Annotated in this window: 21 protein-coding genes and 1 pseudogene; 7 read left to right on the forward strand and 15 right to left on the reverse strand. The window is 41.8% G+C overall.

The features are described 5' to 3' along the window. Positions 1-73: 73 nt before the first annotated feature. From HT696_RS05550 to pepA, 6 genes and pseudogenes are all read right to left on the reverse strand, one after another. Positions 74-1,594 (reverse strand): ABC transporter permease/substrate-binding protein, encoded by a 1,521-nt coding sequence (locus HT696_RS05550; protein WP_173282432.1) that lies wholly within the window; start codon positions 1,592-1,594, stop codon positions 74-76. Beyond that, positions 1,587-2,315 carry an ABC transporter ATP-binding protein gene (locus HT696_RS05555; RefSeq protein WP_173282431.1) on the reverse strand — a complete coding sequence of 243 codons (729 nt, stop codon included), beginning with the start codon at positions 2,313-2,315 and terminating at the stop codon, positions 1,587-1,589. Before HT696_RS05555 ends, HT696_RS05550 begins: the two co-directional genes overlap by 8 nt. 13 nt (positions 2,316-2,328) lie before the next feature. Further along, positions 2,329-2,520, reverse strand: a pseudogene (locus HT696_RS05560) (polyketide cyclase); the annotation flags it as partial. Between the two features lie 34 nt (positions 2,521-2,554). Then, positions 2,555-2,998, reverse strand: coding sequence for a MarR family transcriptional regulator (locus tag HT696_RS05565; RefSeq protein WP_173282429.1), 444 nt, complete (start codon positions 2,996-2,998; stop codon positions 2,555-2,557). A gap of 577 nt (positions 2,999-3,575) precedes the next feature. Next, positions 3,576-3,872: a bacteriocin immunity protein gene (locus HT696_RS05570; RefSeq protein WP_173282428.1), complete on the reverse strand. Its 297-nt coding sequence runs from the start codon at positions 3,870-3,872 to the stop codon at positions 3,576-3,578. Positions 3,873-3,891: 19 nt separating this feature from the next. After that, positions 3,892-4,956 (reverse strand): glutamyl aminopeptidase, encoded by a 1,065-nt coding sequence (gene pepA / locus HT696_RS05575; RefSeq protein WP_173282427.1) that lies wholly within the window; start codon positions 4,954-4,956, stop codon positions 3,892-3,894. Between the two features lie 317 nt (positions 4,957-5,273). On the opposite strand from pepA, the gene HT696_RS05580 reads away from it, so the two are divergent. From HT696_RS05580 to HT696_RS05610, 7 genes are all read left to right on the forward strand, one after another. Beyond that, positions 5,274-5,819 carry an NAD(P)H-dependent oxidoreductase gene (locus tag HT696_RS05580; protein WP_164226040.1) on the forward strand — a complete coding sequence of 182 codons (546 nt, stop codon included), beginning with the start codon at positions 5,274-5,276 and terminating at the stop codon, positions 5,817-5,819. A 26-nt stretch (positions 5,820-5,845) separates the two neighbouring features. Beyond that, positions 5,846-6,532 carry a triose-phosphate isomerase gene (locus HT696_RS05585; RefSeq protein ID WP_164226039.1) on the forward strand — a complete coding sequence of 229 codons (687 nt, stop codon included), beginning with the start codon at positions 5,846-5,848 and terminating at the stop codon, positions 6,530-6,532. A gap of 25 nt (positions 6,533-6,557) precedes the next feature. Continuing rightward, positions 6,558-7,556 (forward strand): UDP-glucose 4-epimerase GalE, encoded by a 999-nt coding sequence (gene galE / locus HT696_RS05590; RefSeq protein WP_173282426.1) that lies wholly within the window; start codon positions 6,558-6,560, stop codon positions 7,554-7,556. Between the two features lie 143 nt (positions 7,557-7,699). Next, positions 7,700-8,659: an iron chelate uptake ABC transporter family permease subunit gene (locus HT696_RS05595; RefSeq protein ID WP_173282425.1), complete on the forward strand. Its 960-nt coding sequence runs from the start codon at positions 7,700-7,702 to the stop codon at positions 8,657-8,659. Beyond that, positions 8,649-9,605: an iron chelate uptake ABC transporter family permease subunit gene (locus HT696_RS05600; protein ID WP_173282424.1), complete on the forward strand. Its 957-nt coding sequence runs from the start codon at positions 8,649-8,651 to the stop codon at positions 9,603-9,605. The genes HT696_RS05595 and HT696_RS05600 overlap by 11 nt, the downstream gene beginning before the upstream one ends. After that, complete coding sequence (locus HT696_RS05605; protein WP_173282423.1) at positions 9,602-10,354, forward strand: ATP-binding cassette domain-containing protein; 753 nt, start codon at positions 9,602-9,604, stop codon at positions 10,352-10,354. Before HT696_RS05600 ends, HT696_RS05605 begins: the two co-directional genes overlap by 4 nt. A 95-nt stretch (positions 10,355-10,449) precedes the next feature. Further along, positions 10,450-11,421: a siderophore ABC transporter substrate-binding protein gene (locus HT696_RS05610; RefSeq protein ID WP_173282422.1), complete on the forward strand. Its 972-nt coding sequence runs from the start codon at positions 10,450-10,452 to the stop codon at positions 11,419-11,421. A 109-nt stretch (positions 11,422-11,530) separates the two neighbouring features. Here HT696_RS05610 and yidD read toward each other — a convergent pair whose 3' ends face one another. From yidD to racE, 9 genes are read right to left on the reverse strand one after another with little or no spacing between them, the layout of a single operon-like run. Beyond that, a complete protein-coding gene (yidD, locus tag HT696_RS05615) occupies positions 11,531-11,773 on the reverse strand; it encodes a membrane protein insertion efficiency factor YidD (protein WP_000821632.1) in 243 nt (80 codons plus the stop codon). After that, a complete protein-coding gene (locus tag HT696_RS05620) occupies positions 11,773-12,495 on the reverse strand; it encodes a pseudouridine synthase (protein WP_001222228.1) in 723 nt (240 codons plus the stop codon). Before HT696_RS05620 ends, yidD begins: the two co-directional genes overlap by 1 nt. Then, entirely contained in the window at positions 12,482-13,051 is a 570-nt protein-coding gene (scpB, locus tag HT696_RS05625) for an SMC-Scp complex subunit ScpB (RefSeq protein WP_000105303.1), read from the reverse strand. Before scpB ends, HT696_RS05620 begins: the two co-directional genes overlap by 14 nt. 18 nt (positions 13,052-13,069) lie before the next feature. Next, positions 13,070-13,798, reverse strand: a complete 729-nt coding sequence (locus HT696_RS05630) for a segregation/condensation protein A (RefSeq protein WP_000351902.1) — start codon at positions 13,796-13,798, stop codon at positions 13,070-13,072. Continuing rightward, positions 13,798-14,532, reverse strand: coding sequence for a site-specific tyrosine recombinase XerD (gene xerD, locus HT696_RS05635; RefSeq protein WP_004269590.1), 735 nt, complete (start codon positions 14,530-14,532; stop codon positions 13,798-13,800). The genes HT696_RS05630 and xerD overlap by 1 nt, the downstream gene beginning before the upstream one ends. Then, positions 14,529-14,990 (reverse strand): cyclic-di-AMP-binding protein CbpB, encoded by a 462-nt coding sequence (gene cbpB / locus HT696_RS05640; protein ID WP_000560710.1) that lies wholly within the window; start codon positions 14,988-14,990, stop codon positions 14,529-14,531. The genes xerD and cbpB overlap by 4 nt, the downstream gene beginning before the upstream one ends. Next, positions 14,987-15,508 carry a metallophosphoesterase gene (locus HT696_RS05645; RefSeq protein WP_023947098.1) on the reverse strand — a complete coding sequence of 174 codons (522 nt, stop codon included), beginning with the start codon at positions 15,506-15,508 and terminating at the stop codon, positions 14,987-14,989. The genes cbpB and HT696_RS05645 overlap by 4 nt, the downstream gene beginning before the upstream one ends. Then, positions 15,484-16,455, reverse strand: coding sequence for a nucleoside-triphosphate diphosphatase (locus HT696_RS05650; RefSeq protein ID WP_000182445.1), 972 nt, complete (start codon positions 16,453-16,455; stop codon positions 15,484-15,486). Before HT696_RS05650 ends, HT696_RS05645 begins: the two co-directional genes overlap by 25 nt. Next, on the reverse strand, positions 16,452-17,246 hold the full coding sequence (racE, locus tag HT696_RS05655; protein WP_000370376.1) for a glutamate racemase: 795 nt from the start codon (positions 17,244-17,246) through the stop codon (positions 16,452-16,454). Before racE ends, HT696_RS05650 begins: the two co-directional genes overlap by 4 nt. Positions 17,247-17,366: the final 120 nt, after the last annotated feature.

Genomic DNA, 17,366 nt, shown 5'->3' on the forward strand with positions numbered 1-17,366 from the left:
AAAAAGCCCAGACGACATTGTCTGAGCGTTCTTCTATATAATCGTTTAACCAAGTTGAGTTTAGCTTTTCAAGCTATTTCTTCAACAAACCTTGTTCTTGTAGAAACTCCTTGGCTACTTGTTCTGCTGACTTGCCTTCAACACCGACTTGGTAGTTGAGCTGGCTCATCTGGCTTTCAGTAATTTTACCAGCCAATTTATTGAGAACTGTTTCCAACTCTGGATGTTTCTTGAGAAGAGCTTCTTTCATCAGTGGAGCCCCTTGATAAGGTGGGAAGAGTTGTTTGTCATCTTCCAATACCTGTAAATCATAACGTGCCAATTCCGCATCAGTCGAATAAGCGTCCGTGATTTGAATATCGCCTGACTGAATTGCCTGATAGCGAAGAGCTGGTTCCATGGTCGCCACATTGAGATTGAGACCATACATTGACTGCAAGCCCTTATTTCCATCCTCACGGTCATTAAACTCGAGAGTAAAGCCTGCCTTCAACTGTCCTTCTACTTTTTTCAAGTCCGAAATGGTCTTCAAGCCATATTCTTGAGCAATCTTTTTCGGAACAGCTACAGCGTAGGTATTTTGATAAGACATGGGTTTGAGATAGGCTAGATGATCCTGTTTGGCAATGCCATCACGCGCCACCTGATAAACCTGATCTGGCTCATGACTAACTTTCGGTGATGGTTGAAGTAGACTTTCAGTCACCGTACCGGTAAATTCAGGATAGATGTCAATATCGCCTTTTTTCAAAGCTTCATAGAGGAAACTTGTTTTCCCAAAATTCGGTTTAACAGTCGCAGTCATACTGGTATTTTCTTCAATCAGCAACTTATACATATTGGCCAAAATTTCTGGTTCTGGACCCAATTTTCCAGCAATCACCAAATTTTCTTTCTCTTTTTGAGCCAAAAGGGCTGGACTATAAGACAGACCGAGCAATAAGGTCACCAAGGCAAAACCAGAGAAAATCGTCCGCAATTTTGCTTTTTCCATCACTTTTAGCAGGAAGTTAAAGGCAATAGCTAGCACCGCAGAAGAAAGTGCCCCAATCAGAATCAGACTGGCATTATTACGGTCAATTCCCAAAAGAATAAAGGAACCCAGTCCCCCTGCACCAATCAAGGCCGCCAAGGTTGCTGTACCGATAACCAATACTGCTGCTGTCCGAATCCCAGACATGATAACAGGCATGGCAAGTGGAATTTCAAACTTCTTGAGACGTTCCCATCTAGTCATACCAAAGGCAATCCCAGCCTCCTGTAGACTCGGATCAATTCCCTTCAGCCCAGTGATGGTATTTTGCAAAATAGGGAAAATCGCATAAATCACTAGCGCTGTCAAAGCCGGCAAGGTTCCAATTCCCATCAAGGGGATAAAGAGTCCCAACAAGGCCAGTGACGGGATAGTCTGGAAAATCCCTGCAATCTGCAAGACCCAGTCGGCCAGCTTCTCATGATAGCGAAGAGAAACAGCCAAGGGAATCGCGATAAAAATAGCTAGTAATAAGGTCAACAGTGACAACTGCAAATGTTGAGATAGAGCTGTCAACCAATCGCTAAAACGATCCTCAAAAGTTGCAATTAAATTAGTCATGAACACTACCTCCAAACAAGTCTGCTACAAATTCTGTGGCAGGAGCTTTTAAAATAGTCTCGGGATTCGCTACCTGGCGAATTTCTCCATCCTGCAAGACAGCAATACGGTCCGCCAACTTCAAGGCTTCATCCGTATCATGGGTCACAAAAATCGTTGTCATCCCAAACTCTTTATGCAATTCTTTAGTCAGAACCTGTAACTGTTTTCTCGAAATAGCATCCAAGGCTGAAAAAGGTTCATCCATGAGGAGAATCTTAGGCTGACCAATCATAGCACGGACAATACCAACCCGTTGCTGTTCTCCACCAGATAATTCACTAGGCAAACGATGCCCATACTCAGCCACTGGTAAACCAACCTTAGCTAAAAGCTCTTCTGTTTTCTGAGCAATTTCTTCCTTAGTCCAGTCCTTCATCTCAGGAATCAGGGCAATATTTTCCGCAACCGTTAGATTGGGAAAGAGAGCAATGGCTTGTAAAACATAACCAGTAGACAGACGAAGCTCACGCTCATCATAGTCTTTGATGCGCTTGCCATCCATATAAATATTTCCATCAGTCGGTTCCAAGAGACGGTTAATCATCTTGATCATGGTCGTCTTACCGGACCCAGAAGGCCCTACTAAAACCATAAATTCCCCATTCTCAATCCGTAAATTAACATCTCTCAAGACATCTTTTTCTGTGTAACGTAAAGCTACATTTTTGTATTCAATCATTCTGTATCCTCATTTAAAACTTCCCTCGATTGGTCAAGTCTTCTACCTTAGGCATAACTTCCTTATTGCCCCAATGCTCAAAAATTTTCCCGTTCTCTAAACGGAAGATATCGTACTGGGCATAAGCAAGGCCATCAATCTGAGTCTGACCATAGCTAACCACATAGTTTCCTTGTCCTAAGAGTTGGAAAACAAAGTCAAAAGTGGCCTTTACTTATAAACAGCTAATTTGCTCCATTTTAAACCTCATTTTCCTCCTCTTTCAGATTAGCCAAAATTCTTTCTTGAAAGGCTTCAAACTGACAAATTTCTTCCTCTGAAAATCCTTTGTAAAAGATCGTATCCAATTTCTGACTGACACGATGTCCCACTTCTTTCTGGGACTTGCCTAACTCCGTTAAAACTAAATACTTCTTACGCTTGTCTTTTCCACACGGACTAACAATTACAAGCTTTTGTTCCTCTAGCTTTTTTATCATAGTCGTCAGCGTATTATTTGCAAGCCCAGTCGCAAGCGCAATATCTGTCGCAGTTGCGCAACCAGTTTCACTATTCCATAAAACCGCTAAAATCTTCCCCTGTTCACCCCTATAAAGAGCTTCAGGGTCTTGACTCAGTAACTTTTGAAAAATCCGCCCATTCAACAAACGAATATGATGGGCTAGCAAATGACTATCTTTCATAACACCTCCAATTTATTTCGATATCGAAACGAATAAAATAATTGTAACACTTGTCCTTTCAACTGTCAACTATTTCGATGTAGAAATAATTTTTGATAATGATTTACATCACCATACTCCGGTTCAACTAACTTTTAACGAGAGTTTCTAAACTCCTTCGTCCTCCAGTCTACAAAAGCCTTCCATCCGTACTATCCTATATTTTATGATGGGACATGTTTTTCCTATCAGACCATTTATTTTAAAGATAGAAGTAAATCATAATTACTTCCATCTGTTCTTTTATAGTATATTGAAGTTGGACTAGGGCACTGTATCTTCTAAAACATTGATAGAAAGCGATTTGAATTTCCCAATCAATTTGTTCGTATTTAATTTCACCTTACCCTATCTTTCTCATAGCACCCTTCAAACAGCCTATCCCCTACCGTTTGACGATTCCTCACTTCGCTCCACTTCCATTACAGAAGTTTCTTCACTACTATAGTCTCGGCTAACTTCTCATGATTCCTTGTTACTACTATTTGAACGCTCACGAGATAGGTCTTACAAAAAAATGCTTTGATCCACAATGGAATCAAAGCATTTTAAAGAACTCCCCGTACATAAGGGCAGAAGCTGCGGTTCCTCTGTACTTGGTTTCTTCTCTCTTGATAAAACGAGCCAAGTTGAGCAACTCAGGTGCCGGATGTTTGGGATTTAGGAGCAATTCATGATTGACCAGGCCTGAGAGACGAACTGCCAGCAATTGCTCATTTGTAGTAGGCAGTTTTTTAGCAGTCTCTAGGAGAGCAGCAACTAAATCTTCACTCAAATCATGTCGAGCATGATTGTAAAGATCTTTTATAAGGCTTTCTAGGTTTGGTTCTACCATCCCTACCACCTCCTTAAGTTTAATAATTTTTAATCAAATCAACCGTTGAACGATCCAATTTTTTCACCAAGGCTTGCAAGAAAGCTTGAGCTTCTAGGAAGTCATCCATAGCGTAGAGGGTTTGGTGAGAATGGATATAACGAGCGCAAACACCGATTGTTGTAGATGGGACACCACCATTTTTCAAATGAGCTGCGCCAGCGTCTGTTCCGCCTTTACCACAGTAGTATTGGTACTTGATTCCAGCTTCTTCAGCAGTTGTCAAAAGGAAATCTTTCATTCCTGGGAGAAGCAAGTGACCTGGATCGTAGAAACGAATCAAGGTTCCATCTCCAATCTTGCCTTGACCACCGTAGACATCACCAGCAGGTGAGCAGTCAACTGCTAGGAAAACTTCTGGGTCAAACTTAGTTGTAGATGTATGAGCACCACGAAGACCAACCTCTTCTTGGACATTAGAGCCAAGATAGAGTTCATTTCCCAGTTTTTGACCTGACAGAGCTTCCGCCAACTCGCTAACCATAAGAACACCGTAGCGGTTGTCCCAAGCTTTTGAGATGATATTTTTCTCATTGGCCGTCAAGATTGCAGAACTATCTGGTACGATGGTGTCGCCAGGACGGATGCCAAAGCTTTCTGCCTCAGCCTTGTCCGCAAAACCGCCATCAAAGACGATATCTGCAATAGCAGGCATGGTTGGTCCACCCTTTCCACGAGTCAAATGTGGAGGAACAGAGCCTGAAATCACTGGAATTTCACGACCATCACGAGTCAAGAGTTTGAAACGTTGGCTGCTAACCACCATAGGATTCCATCCACCGATTTCTACCACACGAAAGGTACCATCTGGCTTTATTTCGCTGACCATAAAACCAACTTCATCCATGTGAGAAGCGACCAAGACGCGCGGCGCATCCGCTGCTTCTGAATGCTTGATACCAAAAATACCACCTAAGCCATCTGTCACCACTTCATCCACGTGCGGTGTCAACTTTTCACGAAGATAAGTACGGACAGGCGCTTCATGACCTGAGATCGCAGCAAGTTCTGTTACTTCTTTGATTTTTGAAAATAATGTTGTCATTTCAGTTCCTTCTTTCTTTCATCCATTTTACCACTTTTTATAGGAGAAGGATAGCGGGAAGGTGGATTTCTAAATTAGTATCTTAGTCTTACTGTATCTTAGAAAAGGATAGTATTCTCTTGTATATGTGATGAAAGCTAAGAACTATTCCAAGACAAACCTAATTATAAATAAACGTACAAAAAAATAATTTATAATAAAAACGTTCATATTTTCATGATTTACAGAATATTTTCGGTTGTTTTTCAATTGTTTTCAATAAAAATATTGACAAAAATATTAAATAATGATATTTTTAATACAAGGAGGAATTAAATATGAACATCTTATTGATAAACGGATATCAAAAACATGATTTCTGTAAAGGCGAACTTAACTTTAGCTTATACAATATTTTTTTAAATAAATTACGGCATCATCATAATGTACAGCTATCTTCAGTAGAATCATATGATATTATTGATGAAAGAAATAAGTTTTTATGGGCTGACCTAATTATTTTTCAATTCCCAATTTATTGGTTTAATGTTCCAGGAAAATTAAAATTGTATCTTGATAATGTATTTGAATATGGGCAGTTTTACTCATTTGCTGATAAATATGGAACTGGTGGACTCATGAAAGGGAAAGAATATATTATATCTTCAACATGGAATGCACCAGAATATACTTTTAATGATTCCAATGAATTTTTTAATGGTAAAAGTGTAGACGAAATTCTAATATCATTTCATAAAGCAATGGAGTTTTGCGGATTTACACAAAGAGAAACTTTATCATTTCATAATGTAGTAAAGAAACCTAACTTTGAACAATACAAAGCAAAACTAGAACAATACATTGATGACAAAATTAACAAATAATTAGTTTTAATATTAAAAAGGTGAAAATGTTAACAATATTCAACTTTAAAAATAAATTAAGTATTCATGAACAATTAGATCTGTTAAAACTTTTCAATGAAGGAAATGTTAAAACAGAATTAATTATTTCGCCAATAATACCTGTTAACGACAATGAATATTCTTTTTCAATTGCTTCGCAAAATATTGCTATAAAGGGGCGAAATGTTGGTGATTTAACCTGTGAACATCTCAATTACTATAATATAAAATATGCATTTGTCGGCCATCTAGAACGACAAAAATTCTTAAATGAAACTAAAAATATCATTCGTTCAAAAATAAAACAGACAATAGTTGGAAATATAACTCCTATTATTTGTTTTGGCAAAAATAAAAATTATATTGCTGAGATACATCAACTTTTATCAGGAATTCAATTTCAAGGAAAAGAAATTATTATAGCATATGAAATTCTAAGTGCAACATTGAGTGGAAAAAAGGACTACAGTTTAGAAGAAATTTCTAATCATTTAACTATGCTAAAAAGGTATTTGTTCATATCTAGTCAAATATATAATTTTAAATATAAATTAGTATTTGGAGGAGGTCTACAATGTAAAGACATCCCTGAAATTATTAAATTAGGATTTGATGGAGTATTGATTGGAGATCGAACAAATACGTTATTAGAAGTATTTAATTTTTTAAATCAAAAAGAATTTTCCAACTAGTAAAAAATAAAAAAAGGAAAAAATCATGACCAAAACAATTCTTGTTACAGGTGGAGCTGGCTACATTGGCTCCCATACCGTTAAAGCTCTTTTAAATGCTGGCTATCAGGTGCATGTCCTCGATAATCTCTCTACAGGAAATCGTTCAGCTGTAGATAGTCGTGCTAGCTTTAAAAAACTGGATGTTTATGATTCTAGTGCCCTAAAAGCTTACTTAGAAGAAAATCAGATTGATGCTGTTCTCCATTGTGCGGGTGAGATTGTTGTGAGCGAAAGTATTGAAAATCCAAGTAAATACTTCACTGCCAATGTTGCTGGTATGAACCAAGTTCTCAAAGTCTTATCTGAAGTTGGCATTCAAAAAATCATGTTCTCTTCGACTGCTTCTCTCTATGGTAATAACTGTATCGACAAGCCAGCAACTGAAGATACCCTGCTCGACCCTGTCAACCCTTATGCTGAGACAAAACTGATGGGTGAACGAATGATTTACTGGATGGCCAATCGCTACGACTGGAAATATGTCATTTTCCGTTACTTTAATGTTGCTGGGGCTGAAATGGATGCTTCAAACGGTCTCCGTGTGAAAAATCCAACTCATATCATTCCCAACATCAACAAGACCGCATTGGGACAAAATGATAGCCTCAAAATATTTGGAGATGACTACGATACACGTGACGGTTCATGTATTCGAGATTACATTCATGTCTTGGACCTTGCACAGGCTCATGTTAAAGGGATGAATTACCTCTTCCAAGAAAACAGTTCTTCTCAAATCTTTAACTTAGGAACTGAAAAAGGCTATACCGTCAAAGAAATCTTTAAAACTGCTGAAGAATTACTGAATCAAAAAATATCACACGAAATTGTTGCTCGCCGTGCTGGTGACCCAGCTAGCGTCCTAGCAGACGCCTCAAAAGCTAAAAAATATCTTGATTGGAAAGCTAGCTACTCTCTTGAAGATATTATTTTATCGGATTATCATTGGCGTGTTAAAGAAGGCAAAAACATTTTGGAATAGGATAACAAAGGAGAAAGGCTTGGCGCTCTCTCCTTGTTTTATTTATTAAATTGTCAGAAAATTTATTGACAGATTAAAGAAATCGTGTTACAGTAATATCCGCAGGTATCTTTCAATACCAAATCTACATGAAAGGATGGGGTATGAAACTTTCTCATTATTTAATTGGCTTACTTCTACTCCTAGTCTTTCTCTCTATTAGCATTGGAACCAGTGATTTTTCATGGGGAAAGCTCTTTGCACTGGATCATGAAACTTGGCTTCTCTTTCAAGAGTCCCGTCTCCCAAGAACTATCAGCATTCTCCTGACCGCCTCTAGTATGAGTATGGCAGGACTTCTCATGCAGACTATCACTCAAAATCAGTTTGCTGCTCCAAGTACAGTTGGAACCACTGAAGCTGCCAAACTAGGAATGGTATTGAGCCTCTTTGTCTTTCCATCGGCTAGTCTGACTCAAAAGATGGTCTTTGCTTTTGTTTCATCCATCGTATTTACTCTCTTCTTCCTAGCCTTTATGACTATTTTTTCTATAAAGGAAAGGTGGATGTTGCCTCTGATTGGGATCATCTATAGCGGGATTATCGGCTCTGTCACAGAAGTTATCGCCTATCGTTTCAATCTGGTTCAGAGTATGACTGCCTGGACCCAGGGCTCCTTCTCCATGATTCAGACCCATCAGTATGAGTGGCTCTTCTTAGGCCTCATCATCCTGATAGCCGTTTGGAAATTATCACAAACCTTCACCATCATGAATCTAGGAAAAGAGACTAGCGAAAGTTTGGGGATTTCCTACTCCCTACTTGAAAAACTGGCCCTCTTTCTGGTGGCACTAACGACTAGTGTCACCATGATTACCGTGGGTGGCTTGCCATTTCTCGGGGTCATCGTTCCCAATCTTGTTCGCAAGCACTATGGAGATAATCTAAGTCAGACCAAACTCATGGTCGTACTGGTTGGTGTCAATCTGGTCCTAGCCTGCGACATCCTCTCTCGAATCTTGATTCGGCCCTATGAGCTGTCTGTCAGTCTTCTACTAGGAATCATCGGTAGCCTCGTCTTTATCCTACTTCTATGGAGAGGGGGACGAAGAGATGCAGTTTAAAAGCAAACATACCAAGCTCTTCTGCCTTCTCATTATTCTGGCCATCGGAGCTTGTCTCCTCTACTTTTGGCCTATCACCCAGCTGTCTGCCTTTGCTTGGAAGTTGCGTTCCCAAAAGATAGTTGTTTATCTCTTAGTAGCCATCGCGACAGGGATTTCGACTATTAGTTTTCAAACCCTTACGGAAAATCGCTTCCTGACGCCAAGTATTTTGGGAATCGAATCCTTCTACGTCCTACTACAAACCCTGCTACTGGTTTTTGAAAGCAAGTTTCTTCAACTTGACAAGTCTCCTATCTTAGAATTCCTAGTTTTACTTCTTGTCCAATCCCTCTTCTTTCTTGCCTTGCAAGGCTACTTGAAGACACTGATGAAACAAGATCTGGTCTTGATCCTGCTGATCTGTCTAGCCCTCGGAAGTCTCTTTCGAAATATCAGTACCTTCCTCCAAGTCCTGATGGATCCAAATGAATACGATAAACTGCAGAACAGTCTCTTTGCTTCCTTTCAGCATCTCAACACTTCCATCCTAGCCATCGGCTCTCTGATTATCCTTGCTTTGACAATCTTTTTCTTTCGGAAAGCAGTCATTTTGGATGTCTTGCACCTACAAAGAGAAACGGCTCAGATATTGGGACTCGATGTTGAAAAAGAACAGAAAGAACTCCTCTGGGGCATCGTGCTTTTGACCTCAACGGCCACTGCCTTGGTAGGGCCTATGGCCTTCTTCGGCTTTATGCTGGCTAACCTCACCTACCTGATTGTCAAAGACTATCGGCACAAGTTACTCTTTATCGTAGCCATTATGGTTGGATTTATTAGCTTAACCTTGGGGCAAGCCCTGATTGAACGAGTCTTTGCACTGGAAATTCGCATCAGCATGATCATCGAGAGCGTAGGTGGTCTCTTATTCTTTATCTTACTCTACAGGAGGGCGCGTCAGTGAAACTGGAAAACATTGACAAATCCATTCAAAAACAGGATATTTTGCAAGGCATTTCGCTTGAAGTCAGTCCTCAGAAACTGACAGCCTTTATTGGTCCAAATGGTGCTGGAAAATCGACTCTCCTCTCCATCATGAGCAGACTAACCAAGAAAGATCAGGGAATTCTCAGTATCAAAGGACGTGAAATCGAGAGCTGGAATTCACAAGAACTAGCTCAAGAACTGACCATCCTAAAGCAGAAAATCAATTACCAAGCCAAATTGACGGTTGAAGAACTGGTCAGCTTTGGACGTTTTCCCTACAGCCGAGGTCGACTGAGACCAGAAGATTGGGAAAAAATCCGAGAAACTCTGGACTATCTGGAACTGACCAACTTAAAAGACCGCTACATCGATAGCCTGTCTGGAGGCCAGCTCCAACGGGTCTTTATCGCTATGGTACTGGCCCAGGATACAGACTTTATCTTGCTAGACGAACCACTCAACAATCTCGATATCAAGCAAAGTGTTAGTATGATGCAGATTCTCAAGCGACTGGTGGAGGAACTCGGGAAAACCATTATCATCGTCCTCCACGATATTAACATGGCCAGCCAGTATGCGGATGAAATTGTCGCCTTCAAGGACGGCCGAGTCTTTCGCAAGGGAAGAACCGATCAAATCATGCAAGCTGATCTGCTCAGTCAACTTTATGAGATTCCTATCACGCTAGCTGATAGCAATGGCAAAAAGATTTGTATCTATAGCTAGTAACTCAGAAACTCGAGTTAGAGAACCTTCAGTCTCTTAGTCAATAAAACCTAGAGACTCCCTACATCGTTATCATATTTTAAAAAGGAGAAATCATGAAAACATCCCTTAAACTTTATTTCACTGCCCTAGTGGCTAGCTTCTTGCTCCTACTTGGTGCATGTAGTACAACCTCAAACTCAAGTACCAGCCAGTCGGAGACAAGTAGCTCTGCTCCAACAGAGGTAACCATTAAAAGTTCACTAGGTATAGTCACACTTTCAAAAGTCCCTGAAAAGATTGTGACCTTTGACCTCGGTGCTGCGGATACTATTCGCGCTTTAGGTTTTGAAAAGAATATCGTCGGAATGCCTACAAAAACTGTTCCAACTTATCTAAAAGACCTAGCTGGAAAAGTTAAAAATGTTGGTTCTATGGTTGAGCCAGACCTAGAAGCCCTTGCTGCTCTTGAACCAGACCTAATTATCACTTCACCACGTACCCAAAAATTCGTAGATAAGTTCAACGAAATCGCTCCGACTGTTCTCTTCCAAGCAGGCAAAGATGACTACTGGACTTCTACCAAGACTAATATCGAATCCCTAGCAAGCGCCTTTGGTGAAACTGGTACACAGAAAGCCAAGGAAGAATTGGACAAGCTAGACAAGAGCATCCAAGAAGTCGCAACTAAAAACGAAAGTTCTGACAAAAAAGCCCTTGCTATCCTCCTCAATGAAGGAAAAATGGCTGCCTTTGGTGCCCAATCTCGTTTCTCTTTCTTGTATCAAACCTTGAAATTCAAGCCAACTGACACTAAATTCGAAGACTCACGCCACGGACAAGAAGTCAGCTTTGAAAGTGTCAAAGAAATCAACCCTGACATCCTCTTTGTCATCAACCGTACCCTTGCCATCGGTGGTGACAACTCAAGCAACGATGGCGTCCTAGAAAATGCCCTCATCGCTGAAACACCTGCCGCTAAAAATGGAAAGATCATCCAACTAACACCAGATCTCTGGTATCTAAGCGGAGGCGGACTTGAATCAACAAAACTCATGATTGAAGACGCACAAAAAGCCTTGAAATAAGCTGCTTTAAACTCAATCACATCTTTACATGATAAAACGCATCCTATCAAGCTCACTCAAACCTGATAGGATGCGTTTTTATCATTTTATTAAAACCTTTTGCCCAACCTCATTCCCCTTCTTGATTCCGTTTGAGTGAAAAGTGATCTGGGACGGGGTCCTTACCTGTTTTCGACCAGGGATGGCAACGTAAAATCCGAGACAAGCCCATCAAAACACCCTTGAAGCCATGTTTTTCAATAGCCTGAATCATATAGTTTGAACAGGTAGGCTCAAAGCGACAAGAGGGTGGAAAGGCTGGTGAGATAAAACGTTGGTAAAAGCGCACAGGCGCGATTAAAATTCGTTTCATTATTTCTTGGTTACAGCCATGGTGTGTAGTTGGCTGATTTCTTTTTTATTAAGACGGCGGGATTCTCCCGGACGAAGACCTGTCAAGTCTAGGTGTCCGAAACGAGTCCGTGACAACTTGTCCACTTGGAGACCGACAGCTTCAAACATCTTTTTAACCTGGTGGTTACGCCCTTCATGGATGGTCAACTGCACCACAGAGCGGTTTTTAACTGGGTCCACTTTGAGAATCTCATAGACAGCCGGCTTGGTTTTCTTGCCATCAATCTCAAGTCCACGGGTTAAGGGGCGGAGATTATCCTTATTGGCCACACCTTTAACACGCGCGACATAAACCTTGTCAATCTCATTACGAGGGTGAATCATCTCATCCGTAAAATCCCCATCATTAGTCAAAATCAAAACTCCTGATGTATCCCAATCCAAACGACCTACAGGGTAGATGCGCTCCTTCACGTTAGGCAAGAGGTCGACAACAGTCTTACGCCCCTTGTCATCTGTCACACTGGAAATGACACCGCGTGGTTTGTTAAGCAGATAGTAAACCTTTTCTTCGTTGTAGATAGGCTGGCCTTCAACTTCGACCTTGTCGCCTGACTTGATGGTCGTTGCTAGTTCACGTACCACTTGGCCGTTAACCGTCACCAAACCTTGCTTGATCAGCTCTTCTGCTTTTCTCCTACTGGCCACACCTGCGTGGGCAATATACTTATTGATTCTCATCTTCTTCTATCCTTTCACCAAATAATTGGCTTTCTTGGGCTTGAATCTCAAGCTCATCAATCACTGGTAATTCTTCTAAATGGTTTATCCCCATGTAATCTAGGAAATAATCTGTAGTCACATAGAGGTTGGGGCGACCCAACACTTCTTTTTTCCCGTCTTCTCGTATCAAGTCAAAGGCCTGCAACTTTGCCAAGGCCCCACTCGAGTTAACCCCACGGATGGCATCAATCTCTATCCGTGTGATGGGCTGTTTGTAAGCAATGATGGACAAGGTCTCAAGGGCAGCCCGAGATAAACTCTGGTTGATAGGTGCCTTAGAGTATTCCTTCAAAATCTCTGCAAATTGAGGTTTGGTCACCAATCTATAAGCGCCCCCTGTCTCAATCAGAGCCAAACTGGAATCTGGGTCCTTTTCATACTTCTGAGCTAATTTTTCTAAACTCTGTTGGATGCCTGTCGGTGGCAGAGAGAGGAGTTCAGCTAACTGGCGGACTCTAATCCCATCTTCACCCGCTACAAACAAGAGCGCTTCTATTTTTGCTAAAGTACTCATCTTTCCTCTCTATCAAGTCTAGCTTTGGGCCACTTGACTTTCTTCCTTCTTTTCCATGAGATAAATATCTCCGAAACTCTCCTCTTGCACAAGAATCAGCTCCTGGGTTTTGATTAACTCTAGGGTTGCCAAAAAGAGGGTGATGACCTCTTGGACATTCTGGGCTTCCTTAAACAAATCCTGCAAGCGCAATTGATCTCGTCCAGTCATGGACTCTTTCACGATGACCATCATATCCTCAATCTTATACTCATCCCGCAAGATAGTCGTGTGATTCTGTGCAAACTCCTCTTTTTTCTTGGCTAGGATATTTGAAAAAGCCAAAAAGAGGTCAATGGTCGTCTTGTCATGCACAAGCTCCGCATCTTCGTAAATCAATTCTGTCGGTGCTTTGGAATAGTACTGGGCCCGATCTTGGTGCTTGGCTTCCAAATGCTCCCCCAAGAGCTTGAACTTGCGGTATTCTTCGATTTGAGAGAGAAGATCCTGCTCTAGGTTATCCTCCAAGTCGGTCACTTCTGCTACCTTTGGAAGGAGTTTGCGGCTCTTGATCAGCATGAGCTGACTAGCCATAACCATGTACTCCCCCGTCACTTCCAGACGCATGGCCTGCAGGGTTGAGACATAGGCTAGGTACTGTTCGATGACTTCCGTAATAGGCACATCGTAGATATCCATCTGGTACTTAGAAACAAGGTGCAAGAGCAAGTCCAGAGGCCCTTCAAAATCTTTTAGTTTAATATCCATTATCTATATTTTTCTATGGTCAGAACTGTTTTTAATCCTAATTTTTTTGCAATTTCGTACAAATCGACCTTCTTTTCTATTTGTCTTAGAATGAACTGTTCCCGTAGGGCTTGGGCTGATAGTGCTGGAAAACCTTTCTCCTTGACAAAAGCTTCTAACTGACGAAAGGCCCACTGACGAGAATAGGCTTTCCCTGCCCTTTCAAAAAGATAGGTCTGGCCCATCAAGGGCTCCAATTCTGAAAGCAAGGTCGTGGGAATGGTGATAATCCTCTGTTGGGAAGCCTTCTTGATTCGCAACACCTGAAAATCCAGATTGATATCCGCAACCTTGAGAGCTAAAATCTCACTTGGCAAGAGTCCCATTTCTAGGATTAAGAGCGCTAGCAAGCGTCCCTCTGGATAATCACTTTCCTGCCAAAAAGAGGCTAGGTTTAACAGTTCGGGTTTTACGGTCTTCTTTTCAGCTTGTTTGACTAATTCCAAACGATAAAAGCTATCCACTTCTCCTTTTTGATAGAGAAAGTAGAGAAATTGATTACAGGCCGAAGTCTTTCGCTTCTGGGCGCTGATTTTTAGATTGGCTAGCTGGGCTTGGTAAATCTTGAGACTGGTCTCCGAAATCCGCTCGCCCACAATGTCTAAAAATTGCTCCAAATCATACTTATAGGACTGCTTGGAATTGGCAGACAGACCCTGCTTTTCCTCTAAAAAGGCTGAAATCCTGTCTTTCATTTGCATCGAATCTCATATTCCTTACTAAAGTCATGCAAGAGGGCATTGACTGCCTTGAGGATAGACTTGCGCGTAATAATCCCTTGGAAAATTCCTGACGCATCCACAACCGGCAAGAAGGACTCATCTACCAGCTTGTGCAAGACCTCCGTAATGGTAAAATCAGGCGAGACGACCGCTACGTCCGTTTTGGTCATATGAACAATGTCCGTATCCGCCATGATTTCTTGACTCAAATCATGCTCCATCTGATAAGCCATAATATCTCTGAGCCCAATCGTCCCAACAAAGTGTTTTTCATCTGTCACAACAGGAACACGGGTATAGGTCATCTGACTGAGCAAGAGTGTCGCGTGATCTGCATTGTGAGTATCAATCAACACAGCTAGATTTTCAGCAGGGGTCAAAAAAGTTTCCTCCTGCCCCAACAAGAAAGTCTCAAACTCCTTGGCAATCATCGGCTAAACTCCTTGGACAAGCCCGGATACACCTCGTGGTCTCGTGTCAAAAAGTCCACTTTGAAATAACTGTCATCAATCTCCACACGAGCATAGAGACATTCTCTGATGGTCCCACGTGGTTGACTGATGGAACCTGGATTTAGAAAGAGGGTCTTGCCTTCCATCCAAGCGCTTGGCACATGCAAGTGACCATAAAGGCAGATATCAGCATTTTCTTCCTGAGCCCAGTAGTCCAACTTTTGAAAGTTGAAATTGATGTCAAACAAGTGACCATGGGTTTGGATAATCTTGGTCGAACCAAGCTCAGTCACCAAACGTTCTGGGTAGCCGGCGTAAAAGTCCATGTTCCCTTTAACAACGCGGATGCCCTCCCAAAGGGGAGAATCAGGACGCAGTTCAGAATCGCCGTTATGAAAAACGGCATCAACTTTGCCTACATAGCGATCACGGATTTCTTCCACAATCAAGCTATCGCCATGAGAATCGCTCATTACAATGATGGTTTGCTTTGCCATGATGGAAATACCTCCAAAAGTTTCTTAACGGCTAAGGCACGGTGAGATTGACTATTTTTTTCTTCAAGGGTTAACTCAGCTGAGGATTTGCCTGTCTCTCCCACAAGGAAGAGAGGGTCATAGCCAAAGCCATTTTCACCCTTGGGTTCAAAGTTAATGTAGCCAGGCCAGTCTGCTTCAACAACCAAACTTTCCTTGTTTGGACTGGCTACGACTAGGGTTGTATGGAACTGAGCCGAACGATCCTTGAGTTCAAAGACCATGGCCAATTCGTGCAAGAGCTTGGCATTGTTTTCACGATCAGTTGCTCCCACACCTGCGAAACGAGCTGACCAGACACCTGGCAAGCCACCAAGGACATCGACCTTGAGTCCAGAATCATCTGCCAGAACCATCTTGCCCGTTAATTGAGAAATAGTTTCTGCCTTGAGACGGGCATTTTCTTCAAAGGTCATGCCTGTTTCAGCTACTTCAGGCAAGTCAGGGTAGTCATTAAGATTTTCCACATCGTAGCCTAACTTGTCAAAGATAGCTCGGAATTCTTTGGTCTTGCCTTCGTTACGAGTCGCAATCAATAAGGTTTCTCTGACCTTGTTTGTCTCAAAGAAAGCTTCTACATCAACACCTTCTTTAGGCAATTCTACATGCAAGAGTTGCCCATTTTCAACCAAGAGCAAAGCCCCCTGACGTTGGATAACTTCCACATTTCGTCCCATTTCTTGGTTGAGGATATCTACCACAAAAGACAATAAACGGTAGAGAGAACCATAGCGTAAAACAGTAACAGAAACAGGAAAACCTCGATCCTCATCTCGAAATCTTTGGGCAAACTCCAATAGAGGAAAATCCAAGTCATCATCCGTCAACGTCCGGACGCCACCAAAAATACCATAGGACCCGACATACCAGTCCTGTTCATCCTTGTATTCATAAATTTTATTTGTCATAATTCTACATGCTCCACATGAATCTCTTTTTCCAGCCATTCTTCACCAATTTGTGCAAAACTTTGGCTGCTGGCTGTTGTGTAAAAACGGTGATGAAGTGGTCCAGCATCGCGACCACGATTGATTTCAAAATAATTAAGTAAGACTGAGATATCCCGTACACACTCTGCCCCACTATCAATGAGCTGAACTTTTGGCCCCATGACATTTTGAATAATGGGTCTGAGGAGCGGATAATGGGTACAGCCCAAAATCAGGCTATCCACCTTTCCAACCAAGGGACGCAGGGTTTCATAGACCACTTTCTTGGTGACACTGGTTGACAGAGCACCCGACTCAACCAAGGGAGCAAACTTGGGACAGGCCAAACTCTCCACCTGTAAGTCTGGATCCAGATCATGAATTTTCTGACGATAAATGTCTGATTGTACCGTCATGGGCGTTCCAATGACCCCGATTTTCCCACCTTGGCTAGACTTGATGGCTGCCGAAGCTCCTGGTAAAATTACACCCAAGACAGGAATGTCTAGTTGAGCCTTGATTTCTTCCCAGACGACCGCAGTCGCAGTATTACAAGCAATGACAATCATTTTGACATCCTTGGTCAAGAGAAAGTTGACCAACTGCCAAGTATATTCACGAATTTGCTCAGCAGGACGGGGACCATAGGGCGCCCGCGCCGAATCTCCAATATAGACGATTTCTTCATGGGGAAGCTGGCGCATGAGCTCGCGTACAACGGTCAAGCCCCCGACACCCGAATCCAAAAAACCAATTGGTCGATTATCCATACAGTCTTCCTTCTAGTCTTTTTTCTGATTGATAGTTCATTATGATTACTTATCTTTAAGAACTGAATGACAGCCTAATCAACAACTATCTCTCTTAATCATAATCAAATATCAATAGAA

This window comes from Streptococcus sp. 9903 (assembly GCF_013276625.1).
In the GTDB taxonomy this organism is placed as follows: Bacteria; Bacillota; Bacilli; order Lactobacillales; family Streptococcaceae; genus Streptococcus.